Source organism: Thermodesulfovibrio thiophilus DSM 17215 (genome assembly GCF_000423865.1).
Classification (GTDB): domain Bacteria; phylum Nitrospirota; class Thermodesulfovibrionia; order Thermodesulfovibrionales; family Thermodesulfovibrionaceae; genus Thermodesulfovibrio; species Thermodesulfovibrio thiophilus.
This window is the reverse complement of sequence record NZ_AUIU01000013.1, coordinates 140,311-161,399: the sequence shown is the minus strand read 5'-3', so window position 1 is coordinate 161,399 and position 21,089 is coordinate 140,311. Positions and strand designations below refer to the sequence as shown.

Annotated in this window: 19 protein-coding genes; 9 read left to right on the top strand and 10 right to left on the bottom strand. The window is 32.1% G+C overall.

Features of this window, described 5'->3' with window-relative positions; translation table 11 throughout:
* The first annotated feature begins 2 nt into the window (after positions 1 to 2).
* Positions 3 to 422: a flagellar export protein FliJ gene (locus tag G581_RS0105240; protein WP_028844919.1), complete on the top strand. Its 420-nt coding sequence runs from the start codon at positions 3 to 5 to the stop codon at positions 420 to 422.
* Positions 422 to 874 (top strand): MotE family protein, encoded by a 453-nt coding sequence (locus tag G581_RS0105235; RefSeq protein WP_028844918.1) that lies wholly within the window; start codon positions 422 to 424, stop codon positions 872 to 874. The genes G581_RS0105240 and G581_RS0105235 overlap by 1 nt, the downstream gene beginning before the upstream one ends.
* 264 nt (positions 875 to 1,138) lie before the next feature.
* On the opposite strand, the gene G581_RS10710 is transcribed toward G581_RS0105235, so the two are convergent.
* From G581_RS10710 to G581_RS0105205, 6 genes are all read right to left on the bottom strand, one after another.
* Complete coding sequence (locus G581_RS10710; protein ID WP_051178895.1) at positions 1,139 to 1,897, bottom strand: DUF5131 family protein; 759 nt, start codon at positions 1,895 to 1,897, stop codon at positions 1,139 to 1,141.
* Between the two features lie 26 nt (positions 1,898 to 1,923).
* A complete protein-coding gene (locus G581_RS0105225; RefSeq protein ID WP_028844917.1) occupies positions 1,924 to 3,072 on the bottom strand; it encodes a ParM/StbA family protein in 1,149 nt (382 codons plus the stop codon).
* Positions 3,073 to 3,210: 138 nt separating this feature from the next.
* The gene (locus G581_RS0105220) at positions 3,211 to 3,552 is read right to left on the bottom strand and encodes a hypothetical protein (protein WP_028844916.1); all 342 of its coding nucleotides are present in this window, start codon (positions 3,550 to 3,552) and stop codon (positions 3,211 to 3,213) included.
* Positions 3,553 to 3,771 carry a hypothetical protein gene (locus tag G581_RS0105215; RefSeq protein ID WP_028844915.1) on the bottom strand — a complete coding sequence of 73 codons (219 nt, stop codon included), beginning with the start codon at positions 3,769 to 3,771 and terminating at the stop codon, positions 3,553 to 3,555.
* Positions 3,759 to 4,031 (bottom strand): hypothetical protein, encoded by a 273-nt coding sequence (locus G581_RS0105210; RefSeq protein ID WP_028844914.1) that lies wholly within the window; start codon positions 4,029 to 4,031, stop codon positions 3,759 to 3,761. The genes G581_RS0105215 and G581_RS0105210 overlap by 13 nt, the downstream gene beginning before the upstream one ends.
* Before the next feature lie 171 nt (positions 4,032 to 4,202).
* Positions 4,203 to 4,394, bottom strand: a complete 192-nt coding sequence (locus G581_RS0105205; RefSeq protein ID WP_169368386.1) for a ribbon-helix-helix protein, CopG family — start codon at positions 4,392 to 4,394, stop codon at positions 4,203 to 4,205.
* A 315-nt stretch (positions 4,395 to 4,709) separates the two neighbouring features.
* Between G581_RS0105205 and G581_RS0105200 the strand changes: the two genes are divergently transcribed.
* A complete protein-coding gene (locus G581_RS0105200) occupies positions 4,710 to 5,051 on the top strand; it encodes a hypothetical protein (protein ID WP_028844912.1) in 342 nt (113 codons plus the stop codon).
* A 219-nt stretch (positions 5,052 to 5,270) separates the two neighbouring features.
* Here G581_RS0105200 and G581_RS0105195 read toward each other — a convergent pair whose 3' ends face one another.
* The 4 genes from G581_RS0105195 to G581_RS0105180 form a co-directional block, all read right to left on the bottom strand.
* Complete coding sequence (locus G581_RS0105195) at positions 5,271 to 9,368, bottom strand: NACHT domain-containing protein (protein WP_028844911.1); 4,098 nt, start codon at positions 9,366 to 9,368, stop codon at positions 5,271 to 5,273.
* Positions 9,361 to 10,458, bottom strand: a complete 1,098-nt coding sequence (locus tag G581_RS0105190; protein WP_239639035.1) for a radical SAM protein — start codon at positions 10,456 to 10,458, stop codon at positions 9,361 to 9,363. The genes G581_RS0105195 and G581_RS0105190 overlap by 8 nt, the downstream gene beginning before the upstream one ends.
* Positions 10,413 to 10,787 (bottom strand): hypothetical protein, encoded by a 375-nt coding sequence (locus G581_RS0105185; RefSeq protein WP_028844909.1) that lies wholly within the window; start codon positions 10,785 to 10,787, stop codon positions 10,413 to 10,415. Before G581_RS0105185 ends, G581_RS0105190 begins: the two co-directional genes overlap by 46 nt.
* Positions 10,788 to 10,994: 207 nt before the next feature.
* Entirely contained in the window at positions 10,995 to 12,344 is a 1,350-nt protein-coding gene (locus G581_RS0105180) for a GmrSD restriction endonuclease domain-containing protein (protein WP_028844908.1), read from the bottom strand.
* Between the two features lie 202 nt (positions 12,345 to 12,546).
* Here G581_RS0105180 and G581_RS0105175 point away from each other — a divergent pair, with 202 nt between their 5' ends.
* The 6 genes from G581_RS0105175 (at position 12,547) to G581_RS0105150 (ending at position 20,768) form a co-directional block, all read left to right on the top strand.
* A complete protein-coding gene (locus G581_RS0105175) occupies positions 12,547 to 15,000 on the top strand; it encodes a type I restriction-modification system subunit M (RefSeq protein ID WP_038065190.1) in 2,454 nt (817 codons plus the stop codon).
* A gap of 62 nt (positions 15,001 to 15,062) precedes the next feature.
* A complete protein-coding gene (locus tag G581_RS0105170) occupies positions 15,063 to 16,316 on the top strand; it encodes a restriction endonuclease subunit S (protein ID WP_028844906.1) in 1,254 nt (417 codons plus the stop codon).
* The gene (locus tag G581_RS0105165) at positions 16,303 to 16,599 is read left to right on the top strand and encodes a nucleotidyltransferase family protein (RefSeq protein ID WP_028844905.1); all 297 of its coding nucleotides are present in this window, start codon (positions 16,303 to 16,305) and stop codon (positions 16,597 to 16,599) included. The genes G581_RS0105170 and G581_RS0105165 overlap by 14 nt, the downstream gene beginning before the upstream one ends.
* Entirely contained in the window at positions 16,592 to 16,936 is a 345-nt protein-coding gene (locus G581_RS0105160) for a HepT-like ribonuclease domain-containing protein (protein ID WP_028844904.1), read from the top strand. Before G581_RS0105165 ends, G581_RS0105160 begins: the two co-directional genes overlap by 8 nt.
* Before the next feature lie 3 nt (positions 16,937 to 16,939).
* Positions 16,940 to 20,104: a type I restriction endonuclease subunit R gene (locus G581_RS0105155; protein ID WP_028844903.1), complete on the top strand. Its 3,165-nt coding sequence runs from the start codon at positions 16,940 to 16,942 to the stop codon at positions 20,102 to 20,104.
* Complete coding sequence (locus G581_RS0105150; RefSeq protein ID WP_038065180.1) at positions 20,094 to 20,768, top strand: M48 family metallopeptidase; 675 nt, start codon at positions 20,094 to 20,096, stop codon at positions 20,766 to 20,768. Before G581_RS0105155 ends, G581_RS0105150 begins: the two co-directional genes overlap by 11 nt.
* Positions 20,769 to 21,089: the final 321 nt, after the last annotated feature.

Here is a 21,089-nt window from a genome sequence, read left to right as displayed (position 1 = left end):
TTATGAATTCAGAAACATTAAATATGATACTTAAGTTAAGAGAATGGGATGAAGAAGTTGAAAAACAAAAGTTTGCCACTCTTCTGTCAGAAAGGCGAAGAATAGAAACATGTATGAAAGAGCTTGAAGAAAGATTTAATTTTATGCCCTTGTCCTATAAGGAACTATCTTCCGAAAAGCTTTTGATACTTTACTCTGAAATTGCATATATTACCGAACAATTAATAGAAATTAAAAAAATCATTGAACAAACAAATCACGAACTTGAAAAGCAGAGAGAAACCTATGAATTAGCATTTAAAGAAAGAAAAAAAATTGATCAGCTTTATGATAGATTGATTACAAAACTTAAACTCCATAGAGAAAAAGTTGAAGAGAAAATAACTTCTGATACTTTTATTAGCCGAATTAGGGGAGAATAATGCTTAAAAAAACAATTCTTTTTTCGATACTTATTCTTGTCTCAGGTCTGACAGCAGGGACTCTGATTGGGCAACAACTTTCTACAAAAGAAACTGGTAGTATTGAAGAAGACAGATTAAAAATTCTTCAGCAGGATTTATCTAAAAGAACCGAAGAATTAAAAAAGCTTAAAGAAGAAATCGATGCGAAGATAAAACAACAAGAAACACTCAAGTCCCAGCTTGAAAAGTCAAAAGAAGAAAACTATCAGAGACTTGCTAAAATATATGAGCAAATGCCTCCAGAAGAAGCTGCAGTCAGGCTTGAAAAACTTGATGATGATACAGCCACAATGCTTATTCTTGCCATAAAACCACGAGTAGCAGGTAGAATTCTTGCAAATGTGAATCCTGAAAAAGCAGCTATAATTTCAAAAAGAATTGTTGCAATCAAAGAAAAGTCTTCCAAGTAAAAATTTTTTGATCCGGAATAAACAATAAAGACTTATCACCTAACATACTGGAAAATATTTTTTGAACCTGATAGAAAAATTATGTTATCCAACAAAAAATTACAAGATATTATAGCAAGAGCATGTTAAATGCCGAAGGCGGGACTCGAACCCGCAGGCACTTACCACGAAATTCCTTAATTTTCAATAAGTTTACTTTTCTAAATATCCTAAAAATACTTCCCCCAAACTTCCCCCAGAATGAACTTCTCTTTAATCCCAATTTCAGATAAATATCGGAAACTCCTGAATAGCGTATTTTGAAAAAATTTTTATATTGTTCTTTACAAATATTGGGATACTGTTTTTATTTGCTTTTATCATAATATTTTCTAACCATCTTATATCTGGAACAACTGGATTTTTCCCTGTCTGAGCCCCAATGATTATCCAGTCTATACCTTCAAGATCAAAAGTTATAGGTCCGAGTAAGGGTTCTATGCTAAGAAATTTAATCCTTGCTTTTGCCTTTTTTATTGTATCTGCTTTTTCTTTATCCCTGTCGGAGTTAACAGATGTTCCTACCCAGGAATTATCAGGAAATTTATACTTAATTAATCTCTCCGGGTTCTTCGTAAGAAACTGAAATGTGTGCCAATCACATTTTCTGACAACTTCAAGAATTTGTCTTATCCATTCTTCAGGTATCCAGTTGCCAAACATGTCTCCTGTGTCCACTACAAATATTTTTGAAGTTTTTCTCACTCTCAAGGGTTCTTCAAGTCTGTGAGGATAAAAGGTAGGATCATAGCCATAGGGATAAATCTCTCCTTTTTGAGCTATATGGCACTGTTCTTTTTGCCTTTTTCTCCAGTTCTTTTCATATTTGAAGTTCCCATTTTCATCCTTATATCTTACTCCGAATCTGTTCAAAGGAGAGGTTGCCTTCATGGTGTTGTAACAGTAGGTGTCTCTGCAAGTATGAAAACATCCTGTTACGGGATTCCACGTATAATCACACCATTCTATTGAGGTTTTATTCATATGAAAATCTCCTTTTTTAAAATTAGTTAGCCTTGAAAATCTTTAGTTTCACTATATTTTTTATATCCTCTCGCATTTGCAAGTATTGGTTCTGGAATTATTAATGCTTCTTTAACAAGCTCTCTTAAATGTTCTGCTACTCCACCGGCAACTAAAATGTCTTTGATTGTGCTTAAATCAAATTTACCTTTTAAGTATGCAACATATTCCTGAATCTTAGATTTAATTTCAGGGATGTAATACTGAGCTAAAATCTCTTCTGCATTAAATTCATATTCCTTACCATCATATACAAATCGTTTCTCTCTTAAAACTGTTTCAATCATTGAAAAATCTACTGATACTTCATGTTTATTAAGAATTTCTATTTCTATTTTATTAAGCATAAATTCAAAATCTGAATGTTCAGTTCTTGATACTTCATGAATAATTTTTCCATCTTTTATAAAAAGAAAGTTCACATAAAAATAACCAATATCAATTACAATCATATCTTTTCCTTCATAATAGGGATTGCTAAGGATGAAATCATAGTACACTCCTGAGCCGATTGGAACAAATACTATATTTTCAGGAATAGGAATAACGTTTCCATTTAGCTCAATTTGAGCATTTTTTATTCCCTGTTTTAATTTTGAAATGATTTTTTCTTTGAATATTGATATTGGCAGTCCGATTGCTATTCCTGATAGCCTTTTCCCTTCCTTAATTATTTGACCTAAGCAATAACCAATAATAGCACAATATAAATCACTTCCAATGAACTCTCTTCTAAAAGGGCGGTTTAAGAATGCATCAGGACCTACAAGGTAATCCTCCCCATTCACAGAGATAATTGAAGTATTATCTTTCTTTTTATTATAAACATACTGATGGGCTATACTTCTAAAAATAAAACTTTTATTGTCCTCATAAACTACTTTGGTGTATCTTGAGCCAATATCTATTCCAGCATATGTAGTATGTTGCGATTTCTGACTTTTAATATCTGCACTGACTGATTTTCCTGTGTTCCCATTAATATTTTCTCCTATGGAATTCAAGAGCTTTTTGCGTGCAAAAAGAATTGCATCTGCTAAGAAAAGGCTTCTCATGCTTTTTGGAATTGAATCAAGACATTCGATTACCTCCTTATGAACCTTTGTGTCAAAACTAAAACGATAAATTTTTCTCATATTTAAACCTCCTTCAAGATTTTTTTCTTATTAGAATATTACTCCTGAAGGAGGTTTTTTACTTATGATTTTATTTTTAGCTTTTCTTTTTCTGTATCTCACTAACTTATATATTCTTTTGGATGGTATTTAATTATCTCAGACATCCCTATTATGTTCAATATTTGCATTTTTGAGCCTCTCATTTAAGGATTCTTCCTTAAATAGTTCTTTTTCTATTTTCATCCATTCCCTTACTTTTTTATCAGCTTCCTCTGGTGAGTAGCCTTCTTTGAGGAATCCTTCAAAGAGTGCCATCTCCTTTTCTTCCTCTGTCATATCTTCATCAATTATCACTATCGCACTTTTTATAGGAGTTCCATCTTCTCTGGCAAATTCAAGTATTTTACTTACTATCTCCTTTATAGTTATTGCAGTTTTTGGGTCTTTCCTTTTCATATTTTGTAAAACCTTATAATTGTCTGCTCTTTCTGCTGACATTTAGACTCCTTTTTTCTCTTTTCTATTTCTATAGTTGTTAAAGTTATAAATTCTTGCAACAGGTTCAAAACTTGAATTCATAAGCAATTTGAACAAAAGTTCATCGCTTTTTACTCTTTCTTCTCCTTCAAGTTTTCCCATTGCATCGTAGGCTTCTCCTTCATGATTTTTAAGAAGTTTAATTAAAAAAGCAAGCTCAGGAATATTTAATGGATGCATGATTGCCCTCCATTTTGTCTTTCCATTTCTTCTATAAACTTGAGAAATTTTTCTAAATTCTCTTTTGCCTTTTTCTCAGCTTCCTCTAAAGGATATCCATCCTGAAGATAGGCTTTTAAAAACTCCATTTCCTGTTCTTCTCTGGTAGTATTCTCATCACCAAGATTGATTATTCGGAAGTAGAATTTATCCTTTATCATGGTTTCAATCAGTGCTCTTTCTATTTCATTGGGCTTATACTTAAACTTAGACTCTCCCATAAATAACCCCCTATATTTTTCTTCTTGTCAAAGAGCAAACATATATTATTATAATATATGCAATGTATATATTTTGTCAATTCTTTGCTAATAGAAAAAATTTTAAACATAGAGATAAATTTTTACTGATATGGGAAGTTAATAAATCATTAAGAGAATTTTCCTAAAATCCTATTCCCCTAAATCTTCTTGCTTTCCTATGCATTCATATTCATGAATAATTTTGGCGAATGCTTCTCTGGCAAGCTCTGTAACTGTTCTTCCTTGTTTTTCTGCAATCTTTTTTAAATCTTTGGCAATTTGCTCAGTTACACTTATATGTAATAGGATAGCTCTTTTGCGAACAGTTTTTTTCTTTTTCATAATTTTCATATTACACGCAACAATGATTGGATTGCAAATTTTTTTATTCTGAAGGTAATATAATAATAGTTGAACTTAGTAGGGATTGACCGAACAGAATTATCAAATTTACCTCATTAGAGGTTTTTATCGTATTTCACATTATTTTAATTCAGTAGGAATGCCGAAAAAACTTTAAACCTTTAAAGTTAAAAGGGTAAGGGATATTTGCGTCCTTTTAAAGGTATTTCGCAGTTTTTTCAGGCATAACATATAAATTCTTTATATGTCTAAAGTATAAAACCTTTAACCTTTACCCAGAAGTAATATTTAAATATGAAACTTACAATTCAGCAATTTATTGAGTTCATATTAAGCCTATCTAAGTCAGACAGGCTAAAAATAATTTCTGGTGTCTTCAGGGAACTCTCTGAGACTGAAAAGAAGGAGGCATACGAAGTCATAACTAAACAGTATTTGAAAAATGAGCGTTTATCTCGTATTGATGCCTGGATGGAATCCATTTTTACCAAGCACTATGATTACACACCTTATAAAGTAGCTATGATGGGCTTAAATTATTTCAGAATTAATCGTAAGATGAAGCCCTTTATGATAGCCTATGCAAGAAAAGTAAAGGCAAGAGTGAGGATGAGAAGGAAACTAAAAGAAGCCTAACCATTTACAATAAATTTTTATGGACAAGAAAAGTTTGAAAAAATTTCCTGTAAAAAATTATAACGTTAGATTATATTAGATTATAAATAATACTTTAGATTTTGAAATCTTATAAAAAATATGACAGTAAAATTCGATTTACCTGAAATAGTTTCCTTGAGAGATCAAGTGGATGTGTAAATTTTACACTATCCAAAATTGAAGTAATTGGAGCGATGATTAAGAAAAACATTTAATAAATCGGTAGTCTTGAAATGAAGGATCATACTTGTTTTCATATTCTCCATATGCCCCATATTTAGAGGCTATTTCAATCCAAAGCATAGATTGCCTATGATTACTTAAAAATTGTTGAATCAGGTCTTTACGAAAATATAAAAATCTTGAATAATTATCATGAATATAAGAAGATGCTTTCTTACCATTCTTTTCGTATAAATTGAAATCATCTATATTTATTTTTAGATCAAAATGTAGTGCAAGCCTTTTAGACGGGATATATGCATAATGTAAAACCTCAATTTTTGACTTTGTTTCCCGAGAATAATAAGAGACTGGTAAATACAATTCAATATTGTCACCACTCATATCATTTGTAATGGTACTATCTAAATAGTTTTCGCTCCATGGAATTTCTCCTCCATATACATTATGGTTTTCGGATACAAGCATAAATAAATCTAATTCATTCTTTTCAATTTTTCTTATAACTCTCCTTGCAGAATCTCTTGGGACTATTATAGTGTATAAACTAATATCAATCCTTGACTTCTCAATTCCCTCTTGAAAAAGATGACCATATAGCATCACCCATTCTGTATTATCTTTTTCTATATCTCTTCTTATATAATGTTCTTCTATAAAGGGAGATTCATTATTGATTATCCATGCTTGCACATCATCGGACTTCTTAGGAAGGAAACAACAAGTTATCAGCTGACGCTTACTGGAAATTTTGGGAAATGTGGGGTCTATATATGTTGGTAAAACTCTAAATCCTTCTTCGTCCTTGAAATCTTTGCTTATTCCTTTGATAATGTTATAACCATAAAGTTCATAAAATGCAATATCCCTATATTTTTTGCTATATGTTGTTGCAGAATAGGGACTACCGTATCCATATTTTTTATGCTCTTGATTATTTAGGGACCTATCAACCTCTTCAAATAATTCCTTTGTATATCCTAATTCTTTAATCCTCCATACAACCATTGCAAGGGCTTCTTTAAGAGTTGGAAGTTTAGAATTCTCTTTATGCCGATACTGCGCCAAATAAGTACCAATTTTATACTTTGCAAAATCATACTCTACCGGACCAAAACCCCATGTAGGATCAGTGACTTTGGTTAAGCATTCAGTATCTTTTTGCCAATCAATTAACCCATTTGCTTTAAGTCTCCTTAGAGAAGGAGTATAATTAAAAAATTTTTCAGCGTAATTAAGTAATGTAATGATATAGTCAAGTATTAGTACATGTGTTGTTCTAATCTGCTCAATATAGTTTTTTTCTAAATGTTTACATACTCTGAATAATAGTTCTTTGTTATCAATAGTGAGAAATACCCCACAGATTGAGGCAATTAAGCGTTCGAGAATAAAGAGGTCCGGTGTTCCTTCTAATCTAATGAAAACATCTACAAGAGTCTCTGGATATTTTCTCCCTATTATTACCAAGGTCTTTGTTGCCAAATCCCGAAGATATCTATTAGTTGAGGATAAAAGTAAGCCAATGAAACATAGCCTCCAATTGATATGGTCTTTACATTCCTTTCCAGATTCAAACAATTCAATTATTTGATGAAGATAGGAGATTATTCTATCAGATTTTCTTCGAATAATTTCACTCCAACTTAAATCTATTTGAACTAATGTTAATTTAAGTAAAATCTCTTCTAATAATTCAGATAGAATAATGTTTTCATCACTTCTTAGAATTTCATTTATTAAATTTTCAAGTAAAGTAGACAGTATAGTGCTATCGGGTGATATGGATTTAAATTTTTTTATTAGAGATTCTACTCCTTTTGGTTTAGATATTATTATTCTTATTTCTCGCAAAGAAGCCTTGAGAATTTCTTGATTATTAGTAAGTTCGAATAACTGCTTACCTGTATGTTCTGGTGTAAGATAAACTATGGCTTTAAGAATATCTTCCGCAAGTGGATGTCTACCTATCGCTTCTTCAGATGTTAGCTTTAATATATTATCAATAGATGTTATGTTTCTAATAATTTCATCTTCATTTTTATCATCAAAAAATACATACTTTGCAATACAATATCCACCTATAAGGTCATGAGTAAATTCAACGAATTCAATATTATCATGTATGTTTCTAAAAAGCATGCCTTCATCAATAATTTTATATGTGACAGTATCATGCCAATCTTTGTTAATGTTATAATCTGGGTCAAAAAGTTTAATAATTTCGTCTGGATATGCAGTTCCGCGAATTTTATTGTTCCATAGATGTAGTGAATAATTTTTGATTCCTTTTAAAACCTGATTTTTTCTTAATGGGTTAATCTCACCATGTTGAATTGAGACGCTCTCAATTATTTCGGTTATATATGAATCAATTGCGGGATAAATACTGATCTCATTTATTTCTATTGTTTTTCCTTTATTAGCTTGAGAAAATATTTTCAACAAAAGAGGGTTATTTAAAAGTTCTCTGTTATAATCCTTATTTTTAACAGTTATTTCGTACTTTCGGAAGTACTTACTTATTGCTTCTTTAATATTATTCTTAAATCCTTCTAATTTAATAAAATTAGGAATATTCTCAATATGCTCCTCACCGAATATTTGTTTTGCATAAGCATTTCTACATGTTGTAATAAGCATAACATTGGAAAACTTCTTTATGTCATCAATTATATATTGCAATTGCGGGTACCATGCAGATGCACTTGGCTGGGTTTCATTCAATCCATCAATAATTATAGGTATTTTAATACCATAATGGAAACCAATACTGTCAAGTATTCCTATGAAATTAACAAAATTATTTGAAACATTTATGCCAAGAAATGATGCAATTTGATTTTGAATAGAATCTCCGCCATTGATTTCACTCGCTGGAATTAGTATAACAGGAGCTCTTTTTTTCAAAAGTTGTTCAGTTAGATAACAAGCTAAGTTGGTTTTTCCAAAACCAGCCTCTGCAAATACGTGAAATACTTGGCGTGAAATGTTATTTATAAGCTTGTATATTTTAATTATGTTTTTCAACAAATTTTCTGCTAAAGTGTAAAGGTAATTAATTAAACCCCAAGTATGTTGAATGTCTAATTCATAGTTAATATCTATATCTTCTAAATCGTAAAATCTTTCAGGAAGCCCTAATTCATTAATTAATGTAATGATCTCATCTTTATTTGAATCAAAGGTATCCAATAAACTTTTTATAAATGTGAGTGTATTTTCCTGTTCCTCATATGAATGCAATTTATTGTAAAGGGACAAGAAAGCATCAATTAACTTCTTTTGCTTTCTAATTTTCTCTTTTTCTTTATCAGATATTTCAGGAGCTCCCTGTGAGTTAAGAAATCTATCTATAACCACTCGGTATAAGTGACCCCTAACAAGTTTTTCTTTTTCTTCCAGAGCATGTTTAATTTTGTTATGAAGCTTACCAATCAAGTCCTTATAGAATATGGAAGATAAGATTTCCCTATCAATCTCTCCTGGGACATAAAGATCGGTATCATATCTCTTTTGAAGTATATTCAAACGTTTTCTGGAATGAGCTTCAAAGAGTTTAAAACTTAAGAAATTAGTTGAGCAATAGTAGTTAAAGATTGAACCATATTTTTCCGGTTCGGCATGAGCAAAACTTTCAAGCATTGGTTTATTCCAAAGTATCAACTTTATATCAGCTTTTATTAACTTAAGTGCTTTTTCAAGTTCTTCAAATGGTTTTATTCCAGATGAAGTCTTAGTATTAGAAAAAAGACCAGGAGTACATATTATCCAAATTTTTAAATTAGGTTCGTATTCAAGAGATTTTTTAAATTCCTTTACTAATTCATCTCTTTTGCCCGAATCTAAAGGCGAATTCTCTGGATCACTTCTATTAAACCAAAATTTAGCTTGCCATCCAACTGCATCTCCTGCCTTTAGTGAAATATTTTCAAGTTCACAATCTTTATTCAAAATAAGGTAGAACTCAGACCCAGGGGTGTTATAAAAGTACTTTATCAATCCAAACGATTGGTATTTTTGAACTGCTATTTGATAAATAAACTTTTCAAAAAATTTCTGCGGGGAACCTTCTGCATTTTTTTCAAATTGATGCCAGTCAATCTTAAACATATAATGCTCCCTCTTTTGTTTCACTGAAACAATGTGTTATTTCCTTATAGACATAACAGGCACCTCTACATTCTTTTTTATTTTTGCACTTTCTATTGCAAAGATTTAAAGCATTTTCTCTATATTTTTTAAGTTTGTTCTCCCAAATATCTGAAAAAGAATGTTCTCTTAAGTTAAATGAATATATTCCCGTGTTATCAAAAGAACAAGGCTTTACATTCAGTTTTTCATCTATGTATATTGAATAGAAACCAGCTTCACAAGAATCAACATAGATTGGATCAATTTTTGTAAAGTGAAGCAAAAGGGGCACAAAACAAGCATCAAAGCCTATTCGTGTAGAACATTTATTATTGTCAATCTGTTTGATAAATTTCTTCAGGTTATCATTCAGCTTCAGGATGTCTGCTAAACTTCCTCTACCAAGAGGCTTATAAGTCAAAAAAATAATGCTATTTAACCCTAAAAAAATTTCATTATATTTACCTTTAAGAATATCAACTGCTTGAGAGATGTTTCTATTGCTTAATAAATAATGAATATTCGTTTTGACAGATTCTTTGAGTAATATTCTTACCTTCTCTGAATTAAGTGTCTGAATGTCCTCAACCGATAACGCAACGGCTCCAACCTTGTTTTTAAAATACTTCGCATATTCACTGTTGATATGAATCCCATTTGTAGTCAAATTTGGTACGATATTTTTGGATATTGTTAATTCAAGGATTTGTTTTAGTTGAGGATGTTCCAATGGTTCTCCTCCGCCAATAGCAATTTGAAAAACATTTCCCCAAATAGGATGTTGTAGCTCATTTAAAATATATTCGTAATCCTCTAAGGACATAAATGAAAAATTCTCACTACTATTCCGATAACAGTAATTACAACCTTTTGTACAATGATTGGAAATAGAAATATCTGCAAGCTCTGGCCAAGGAGCATATTTAGGGTTTTCTTTGAAATTTCTGCCCCATCTAAAAGTAATTCCAGACAGGGTATCACCAATGAAGTTGTAATCTTTACTATGACGTCTGATTTTCACTGCTAATATGTTTCTATCTGTGTAATGCCAAAGCCCCAGACTTTGCAAAGTTTATAGTTCATGATATATTCACCAAGAATATAAGACCATAATTCCTCATCCGACATTTCTTCAATAGGAGTTTCTACTACATCATCAGTTAAAGTTTCACTGGTATCAAATGTAATTTTTTTAGTTATTATTTCTTTACCTTCCAGAAAAACACAGGTTCCGTTTTTCCTTAAGTCATTACGAATTGTATTTATAATTTTTGCCGTTTTAAGATCATTCTCTTCAAGGCTATAGAATCTCAAATAAATATCAACCATATCCTCACACATCGTTATTATATAACTTACTGAACTACTGTTTGTTACGAAATCAGTTCTTATTTTCATTATCCCCTCCTATTAAATATAAAATATTCTATTTTAAAATCAACTTTTTATGAAATTTATAAATTGTAAACAATCCTTCTACGCAAGTATTTAGGAAATTTTTCAGCTAAAATCCTTACCTTGTAAAAGAAAATTATAAGCAAGGTTTGCAAAAATAAAATAATGTAACTTCGTTTTATGCTGTGCCATAAGTTTCTCTTAGTCGTATCATTCTTTTCTCGGTCTTGACCAATTGCAGTATCTGTGTGTCAGCCGAGCATTTTCTGGAATAGTCTTGCCACCTTTCCAATATTGCTCAATATGGTCAATTGCAGCATCATCTATGTGATGAATCTTTTGACCACAAATTGAACAGGTGGAATCTTTTTTATAAAGTTCTTCTTTAAATTTTAGAGAAAAACAACGAGTTTCCTTTTGAGAAATTCCTATAATTTCTTGTAATGCTAATCTCCATTTATCAAATCTTGTTCTTACTGCCTGAACTGTGCTTGTTGAAAGTTCTATTGAATCTATAAACTCCTGATCATTAGTCATAAGATATACAAGTGCTTCACGAATAGAATCTAAATTTTGATAGACTTTATTTTTATCTTCTCGTGCAAAACTAAACATTAAAATATCATAAAGAGAAGCATTGAATTTTTTAGGCTCCCAATATCCATTTGGATTTTTTTCATTTCCTTTGTAAAATCTTTTGAAAGCATGTTTATCAAGTAAGGATTTAATTATAGTTACTGAATTTTTAAATACTGTTCTTAGTTCAATACTATCTTTGTCAGTTATGTACTGATATTTCTCCATATCATTATTAAGAAATTTTCTCATAGGTGGTTTATAATTAAGATAAGTTGAATGGTAAAAACTGGCAAACCTTAGAACAAGTTCCACATCTCTCATTCTTTTTTCAGGTGTTTTTAAATTTAATAGATACATAAAATCTCTATCTTTAGCAAGCTCTTTTAACAAATCGTTATAAGGACCTCTATAAACACAATTTCTTAATTCTTGGTCATTTAAAGAAACAGATCCAGTATTTAATCTTTCAAAAATTTCAAATTTAAGGTCAGGGTCTGACTCTTTTTTAAATGTAATGGTACGAATCTTACAATATTTAATTTTGTCTTGAAACTCTTCATCTAATTCTTTAAAAGTCCTACTATTTAAATTCTTATATACCTTTAGTCCAGATAATTTAAAATCTTTTCCATCTGGAAATTTACCGTCAATAAATGAGAAGAAAGCAGTTAACCTCTGTTGACCATCAATTACATATTCTTTGCCATCTTGTCCTTCAGATAAATAAATAACTGGTAAAGGTATATCAAGGAAAGCAGACTCAATTAAGCGAGATGATTTTGCATTATCCCACACAAAATATCGTTGAAAATCGGGTTGTAATATAAGTTTTCCCCTTTTATATTTTCCATATAGAGAATCTATTTCAGGGTCTCCTTTATCAGTATAGATTTTCCGATCTTGTGGTATAATTTCAGTCTCTTCTTCTAATGATTGTTCAAAATCAATTTCATTCAATTCAATTGTTTTCTCTTCATCCATTGCTTATAACCTCCTTACAGACAACTTATAAACATTCTTATAAAATTATATAACATTTTAATTTCAGCAATATTTAGAAAAGAGAATATTTGAATAAAAATAAAATTAATTTCCTTCTGAGTGTTTTTCTTATTTGATTAATCTATTTGGAAATAAATTGACTCAAAAATACTTTAATAAGTAATATTTAGAGAGGCTTATTATGAGAAATAATTCAAACTCAAAAATCACCCTAAGACAACTTGAGACGCATCTTTTTAAAGCTGCTGATATTCTTAGGGGTAAGATGGATGCCTCAGAGTACAAGGAATACATATTTGGAATGCTCTTTTTAAAGCGAGCTTCTGATGTGTTTGAATTAAAGAGAGCAGAACTTGAACAAGAATTTAGAACGCAGGGTTTAACGGAAGAACAAATAAATGAACTTCTTGAAGATCCCGATTCCTATGGTGATACTTTCTTCATTCCTGAGAGGGCAAGATGGAGCAATATACTAAACTTAAAAGAAGATGTGGGAAATAGTCTAAACAAAGCTCTTGCTTCAGTTGAGGAATACAATCCCGAACTAAATGGGGTTCTTAGGCATATTGATTTTAACCGAGAAGTAGGAAGAACGAAACTTAAAGATAGCCAGCTTATTGACTTAATACATCATTTTAATAAATACAGACTAACCAATGAGGATTTTGAATTTCCAGACCTTCTTGGAGCTGCCTATGAGTATCTTCTCAAGCAGTTTGCAGACTCTGCCGGCAAAAAGGGTGGTGAATTTTATACTCCTGCTCATGTTAAAAAACTAATGGTCAGACTTGTTAAACCAAAGGAAGGAATGACCGTATATGACCCTACAGTTGGTTCTGGAGGATTCCTGATAGAGGCAAGGCATTATGTAGAAGAGCAGGGACAAAATCCAAGAAACTTAGCTCTTTACGGACAGGAAAACAACGGACTTACATGGTCAATCTGCAAGATGAATATGATTCTTCATGACATTCCCGATGCTCACATAGAGAACGAGGATACTCTTGCCAAACCAATGTTTCTTGAAGGAGACTATATCAAAAGATTTGACAGAGTTTTAGCCAATCCACCGTTTTCACAAAATTATACCCGTAACAATATGAACTACCCTGAAAGATTTAAATATGGATTTACTCCTGAAAATGGTAAAAAAGCTGACCTCATGTTTTTACAGCACATGATATCAAGCTTGAAAGACGATGGAGTTATGGCAACTGTAATGCCTCACGGTGTTCTCTTTAGAGGGGGACAGGAAAAGGTTATAAGAGAGGGAATTTTAAGGGATGACCTCATTGAGGCTATTATTGGACTTCCTGCAAAACTCTTTTATAATGTAGGTATCCCAGCCTGTATTATCGTTATAAATAAGAGAAAACCAGATAGTCTCAAAAATAAAATCCTCTTCATTAATGCAGACAGAGAATATGGAGAGGGGAGAAATCAGAATTATCTCAGACCCGAAGACATTGAAAAAATTGTTACTGTATTTGAACATAAAAGAGAAATACCAAAATACTCCCGTATAGTTGACTTCAAAGAAATAGAAGAGAATGACTTTAATCTAAACATCAGGCGGTATGTGGATAACTCACCAGACCCAGAACCAGAAGATGTCCGTGCCCACCTAATTGGTGGAATACCCAAGAGAGAAGTCGCTCTTTACGAAGAATTTTTCTCTAAGTTTGGAATTAACTATGATCTTCTTTTGAAAAATAAAAATCAGGATTATCTTGAATTCATTGAAACAATTGAAAATAAAGACAAAATAAGAGAAATAATTGATGGCAATCCTAATGTAAATGAAACTTTTCAGAAATACAGTGACAAACTCAATGAATGGTGGGTTGAAATCAGGGAAGATATTGAGAAATTACAGGACAACAACAATCTCTGGGAATTCAGAGTTAAGGCTTTGAATCTGCTCAAGGAAAAATTAAAACCTCTCGGACTTCTTGATGATTTCAAAGTTGCTGGAGTCTTTGCAAACTGGTGGGATGATTTAGTCTATGATTTTAAAACAATCCTTTCAGCTGGATGGAGTGAAAATCTCCTTGAAGATGAGAGAATAAGGGATAAGTTTTTTATCTCAGATGCTCAAGAGATAGAAACAATAGAAGCTAAGCTCTCTGAAGTAGAGGGAGAGATAAACGAGCTTCTTGAAGAGATTGAAGACTGGGAAGAGGAAGAACAAGGAGAGAAAACACTAAGTAAGGCATTGAAATATCTGAAAAAGCTTATTGATGACCTTAAAAAGAGCGGAAGTGATATTGCACTCAAGGAAGCTCAGAAATGGGAAGAGCTAATAGGTAAATTAGCTAAAAAAGATAAGGAATTAAAGGGCTACAGCAAAGAATTAAAAATCAAAACCAAACAACTACAGGATAAGATTGCCGAAAAGAGAAAATCTCTTACAGATGAAGAGGCAAAGGAACTGATACTTGATAAATTCTATGAACTAATTAACGAAAAGCTGAAAAAATATCTCAAAGCAGAAAAAAGGGAGCTAATCAAATTATTTGAAAAGCTCTGGGATAAATATAACATTCCCCTGTTTACCCTGAAGGAACAGAGAGACATAGAAATTAGCAAACTCAACCAATTTTTAGAAAAGCTTGGTTATTATGAAAGAGTCTGAAATTTGAAGAAATTTGTGCTATGTCAGAAATAGGTGATGAAAAAGGAAAAAATTAGATGCTCATGAATGCTACTTTAAAATTACCTGAAGGTTGGAAGTTTGTTAAGTTGGAAGAAGTCACTGAAATATTAGACAGCAAGAGAATTCCTTTAGATTCTGAATTTAGAAAAAATATCCAGGGGAGTTTCCCTTATTGTGGAGCTACTGGAATAATAGATTACATTGATAACTGGATTTTTGATGGTGAATATGTTTTGGTTGCAGAAGATGGGGGAAAGTTTTTTAGATTTGAGACAACTGCTTATTTAATGAAGGGTAAATTTTGGGCGAATAACCATGTCCATATCATGAAAGGAAAATCAGAATTTTTGAATAACGAATTCCTGAGTTATTTTATTAATTTTGAAGACATATCGTCTTACATATCTGGCAGTACCAGAGAAAAATTGAATCAGAAATTACTGAGAAATATTGTAATCCCTCTTCCCCCTCTTCCTGAACAGCAGAAAATTGCTGAGATTCTTGAGACTGTGGATAACTGCTTAGAGAAAACTCAACAACTCATTGAAAAATATAAACGGATAAAACAGGGATTGATGGAGGAACTCCTCACGAAAGGAATAGATGAAAACGGTAACATACGAAGCGAAGAAACCCATAGATTTAAGGATTCTCCCCTCGGACGCATACCCGAGGAGTGGGAAGTGGTGAGATTGGAAAACGAAGTTTATTTAAATCCAGATACATTAAAATACGAAAAGAATAAAACCATATTCTATATTGATATTGAGTCAATAATTGAAGGGCAAATAACAAGCATTAAAATTTACAAGACTGAAAATGCACCAAGTAGAGCACGTCGCTTAGTTAAAACTCAAGATATTATAGTCTCAACTGTAAGACCAAATTTAAAAGCTTTTGCTTATATTAAACCAAAATATAATGAGTATATTTGTTCTACGGGATTTGCTGTTTTAAGAGCTAAAAACAGGTTATTTTCTGAATTTTTATTTTGTTTGGTATTGTATGATGATATCTTTTTGAAACAGATATCTAAATTTATTACAGGATCAAATTATCCTGCAGTTAATCCATCTGAACTTCTGAAAATAATTATCCCTCTCCCACCCCTTTCCGAACAACAACGGATTGCTGAAATTCTCTCCCAGATTGACGAAGTAATTGAAAAAGAAGAAAAATACAAGGAAAAACTTGAAAGATTAAAAAAGGGACTTATGGAAGATTTACTTAGTGGTAAAATAAGAGTGAATCATTTTATTTCGGAAGAAAAGGAATTACAAGATGAGAAAAATTGAGGAAATTAAGAAAATTCTATACGAACAGAGAGATGAAATAAAGAAAAGGTTCGGCGTTAAAGAAATAGGAATTTTTGGTTCATACACAAGAGAAGAACAAACCAATGAAAGCGACATAGATATTCTCGTAGAATTTTCCGAAGGTTATAAAACTTTTGATAATTACATGGACTTGAAATTTTATCTTGAAGAACTTCTTAATGTAAGTGTTGATTTAATCATGAAGTCTGCTTTAAAACCAGCACTTGCTCCCAAAATACTACAAGAGGTAATCTATGTCTAAAAAGAGAGATTTACAATTAGTTCTTCAAGACATATTGGAAGAAATTGACCGTATAAAAAGATTTATTGAAAAAATAGATAACTGGCAGGATTTTTATAATAACGAGCTTGTTTATTATGCAGTTTTAAAGTGTCTTGAAAACATTGGTGAAGCATCAAAGCACATACCTGAGGATAAAAGAAAGCTTACAAACATAGATTGGAGAAAAATAGCTGCACTAAGAAATATTTTAGTACACGAATATTTCGGAATAGATGCAGAGGTCGTATGGGACATCGTCAAGAATAGGATACCAGAACTTAAAGAGATCGTTAAAGAACTAAAAAACAAAATCTGAAAAATGTTTACAAAACTTGATGAAGAACACTATGTAGAGAATCCCTTTCTTGCCCACCTTCAGAGGCTTGGATGGAAGTTTTATCGTCAAAATAAGGACAATCCTGAAGATATAAGAGAGATACTGAGTTTTTCCTCAACAGGAGAGCCAATATTAGGCGAAATTAAAAAGTTCAGAGAGAGTTTCAGAGAGGTAGTTCTTGAGAGTGAGCTTAAAGAGGCAATAAAAAAAATAAACAACTGGATTGAAGAAGACCAGATTAATCAGGTTATAGAAAAGTTAACAAGACCTCAGTCAAGAACTCCCTTAGAGGTAAACAGAGAGATTCATGACTTACTTCTTGAAGGAACATCGGTAAGCGAAAACAGAAAAACAGGTGATAGAAGCCCTACAGCCTGGTTCTTAGATTTTAAGAATTCTGAAAACAACTCCTTCACTGCCATATCGCAATTTAAAGTAAATATTCCAGGAACAGAGAAACACATTATCCCCGATATTGTACTCTTCGTTAACGGACTGCCCTTAGTGGTTATTGAGTGCAAATCTCCAGCAATTTCTGACCCAATAGGTGAGGCAATAACTCAAATAATGAGATACTCAAACAGAAGGGGTGTGAATGAGGGAAATGAGAGACTGTTTTGGTATAATCTGTTTTCTGTTGCTACTTCAAAGCAAATAGCAAAATACGGAACAATTACATCGGGATATGAACATTTTGTAGAGTGGAAAGACCCTTATCCATACAGCCTTTCAGATATAAGTTCAGAGGGAAGCATATCAAGCCAGCAGGTTTTGTGTCAGGGAATGCTGTCAAAAAATACTCTTTTAGCCCTTCTTCACAGCTATACAATTTTTAAAGAAGACTCAAAGGGCGGATTCATAAAGGTTGTAGCGAGGTATCAACAGTTTAGAGCAGTGAAAAAATTAATCAAGAGACTAAAAGAAGGCAAAACTCCAGAAGAAAAAGGTGGAATAATATGGCATACTCAGGGGTCTGGAAAATCACTAACTATGATGTTTGCCGTAAGAGAGCTTTATCATGACCCTGAGTTTCAGAGTTATAAGATAGTCTTTATTACTGATAGAAAGGCTCTTCACAGTCAGCTGAAAGAAACCTCAAAAAGCGTTGGTTTTACAGTTCATCCAGCAGAGAGCATCAAAGAACTCCAAGAACTCTTAAGAACTGACACGCCAGACCTTGTTATGGCAATGGTTCATAAGTTTCAGGAAAGGGAGCTTAAAACAGATTTTCCAGTGCTAAATACTTCACCAAAAATTTTAATAATGATTGATGAAGCTCACAGAACACAGTATAAACTCTTGGGTGCTAATCTCAGAAAGTCTTTGCCTAATTCAGTAAAAATAGCCTTTACAGGAACACCAATTGAGAAAACTGAGATGACCTTTGGAGATTATATTGATAAATACGGAATAAAACAGGCTGTAGAAGACGGTGTTACTGTTGATATTGTTTATGAGGGAAGAGCCCACGAGGCAGAAATAAGAGACGAAACAGAGCTTGATAAGAAATTTCTTGATATATTCACCTTTGCAGATAATGAGCAGAGAAAAATACTTGGCAAATTCACATGGAAAGCCTATCTTGAGCATGAAGGTGTAATTAGACATAAAGCAAAAGACATGATAGAGCATTACGTTACTCATGTCTTTCCTAACGGCTTTAAGGCACAGGTTGTAACTGCCTCAAGACTTGCTGCAATAAGATACAAGAATGCTTTAGAAGAAGCTATTAGGGATAAAATCAATGAATTAAAAACCAAGGACAAAACCGGAGTTGATACATCCCTTCTTGAAAGATTAAAAGTTGCTGTAGTAATCTCAGGAGCTCCTAATGACCCACCTGAGTATGCAACCTATACAGACCCAGTGGAGCACGAAAGAGTAATAGCGAGTTTTAACATGCCCTTTCAAAGTGCAAACGAAAGAGGCATAACAGGAGATGTGGGAATTTTAGTAGTTCAGAGTATGCTTATTACAGGCTTTGATGCTCCGATTGAGCAGGTAATGTATTTAGACAACGTTATAAAGGAACACAATTTACTTCAGGCAATTGCAAGAGTAAATAGGGTATATAGAAACAAAAGCTGTGGCTTTGTAGTTGACTATGTTGGAGTATTGAAACATTTAAAGGAGGCTCTCTCTATTTATGCTGACAAAGACATTGAAGAAATAATGGAGATAGTAAAGGATAAAGCAAAAAGCATTGATGAGCTAAGATATATTTATAACTTAATTATGGACTTTTTCAAAAAGTATCAGATTGAAAACTGGAGAGAGGAAATTGATGAGTGTATTGACCTTCTTGTAGATGAAGAGGTAAGAGACGAATTCATAACACTTATGAGAAAGTTTAATAGAGCGATGGATGCAGTACTTCCAGACCCAGAGGCTTTAAAATATGTCAAAGACCTGAAAATACTAAATTTCATAAAAGAAAGTGCCAGACAGAGATACAGAGATGAAAAGCTTAGCATCAAAGAGGCAAGCAGAAAAATAAGGGAGATTGTAGAGGAATACCTGATTTCAAAGGGAATTGACCCCAAAATTCCACCAATACCTCTTCTTGATGAAGGATTTTTAGTAAAGCTAAAGAGAGAAAAATCAGATAAAGCAAAGGCAGAGGAGCTAAAAAATGCGATTATAGAGCACATTGAAAAACACTTTGAGGAAGACCCAGAACTTTATGAGAGATTTTCAGATAGACTTAAGAAAATGCTTGAAGAATATAAAGAAAAATGGGATATCCTTGCTGCTGAACTGGAAAATCTTAGAGAGGAAATAAGAAAAGGTCGTGAGAGTGAGAAAAATTTTGGATTTGAACCAAAGAAAGAGATGCCTTTTTTGGGACTTCTGAAGAGGGAGTTATTTGGAAAAGAACCAATTGAGAAGCTAAATGAATCGCAGATAGAGTTTCTAACTGGGCTTACTCAAGATGTCTTAAGCATTATTAGGGAAGAAATAAAACAAGTTGATTTTTGGGAAAGCTACCCAAAACAAAAAAGGCTTAAATCATATCTTATTTCTCACTTTATAGGGAAAATAAGTTCTTTTTCGGATTACGACAGTTCAGAAAATTCTTTGTTTAAAAAGAGAAATGAAATAGCTCAGAAGCTTATTGAGTTAGCCTATCATATCTATGGCAAGTGATATAAAAATAGACAGAATAATTAGAACAAAAAGAAAAACAATAGGTTTACAGATTACAGATGAAGCCACTTTGGTAGTAAAAGCACCTTTTCATTTAAAGGATGATGCCATAATTGAGGTTGTAAATAGACATAGAAGATGGATTGAGAAGAAAAAAAGAGAGATAAGGTCAAGAGAGCCAAAGTTCAGTAAAAAGGAATTTGTAAACGGGGAAGGATTTCTCTATCTTGGTAGAAATTATAAATTAACCATAGTTGAAAATCAGCAGAGTCCTTTAATATTTGAAAATGGTTTTTTCCTGTCAAAAGATGCATTGTCCGAAGCAAGGCAAGTGTTTATTAATTGGTATAAGCAGGCAGCCTATGAAAAAATATCAGAGAGAGTAAAGTTCTATTCTCAAAAAAGAGGTTTTATCTATGACAGAGTAAAAATTACAAATGCAGAAAAAAGATGGGGCTCATGTGCAAGGAGAAATCTTAATTTTTCATGGAGATTAATTATGGCACCGCTGCCTGTTATTGATTATGTCGTGGTTCATGAGCTTGTTCATCTTGAAGAGAAGAACCATTCTAAGAAGTTCTGGAATAAAGTAAAGCTGCTTATGCCAGATTATGAAAAATACAAGGATTGGTTGAAGGAAAAGGGATACATGCTTAGGCTTTAAAAACGAGATATTCAAAAGTTTAAAATATCAACTAATTTACTTTACCTCTCTTAATGAAAACTCCATATTAAGAAAAGATGAAAGGTAATTTTTAGCTCTTTAAGAGTTATTTTGTAAATTTTCAATAATAATTGATTTTATTAATCTGATCCCCAATTTGCAATAATAGACTATAGAAAAGCCTTGAACCTAAAATTTATTGCCATAGGATTTGAATTTCCTAAACAGAGGCATTAGATACTACTTTTTAGCAGTCATCCTATTATAGGACAATAGTTTTCAAGTTTAAAGCCTTTTAATAATTCACTTATAAAAAATCTC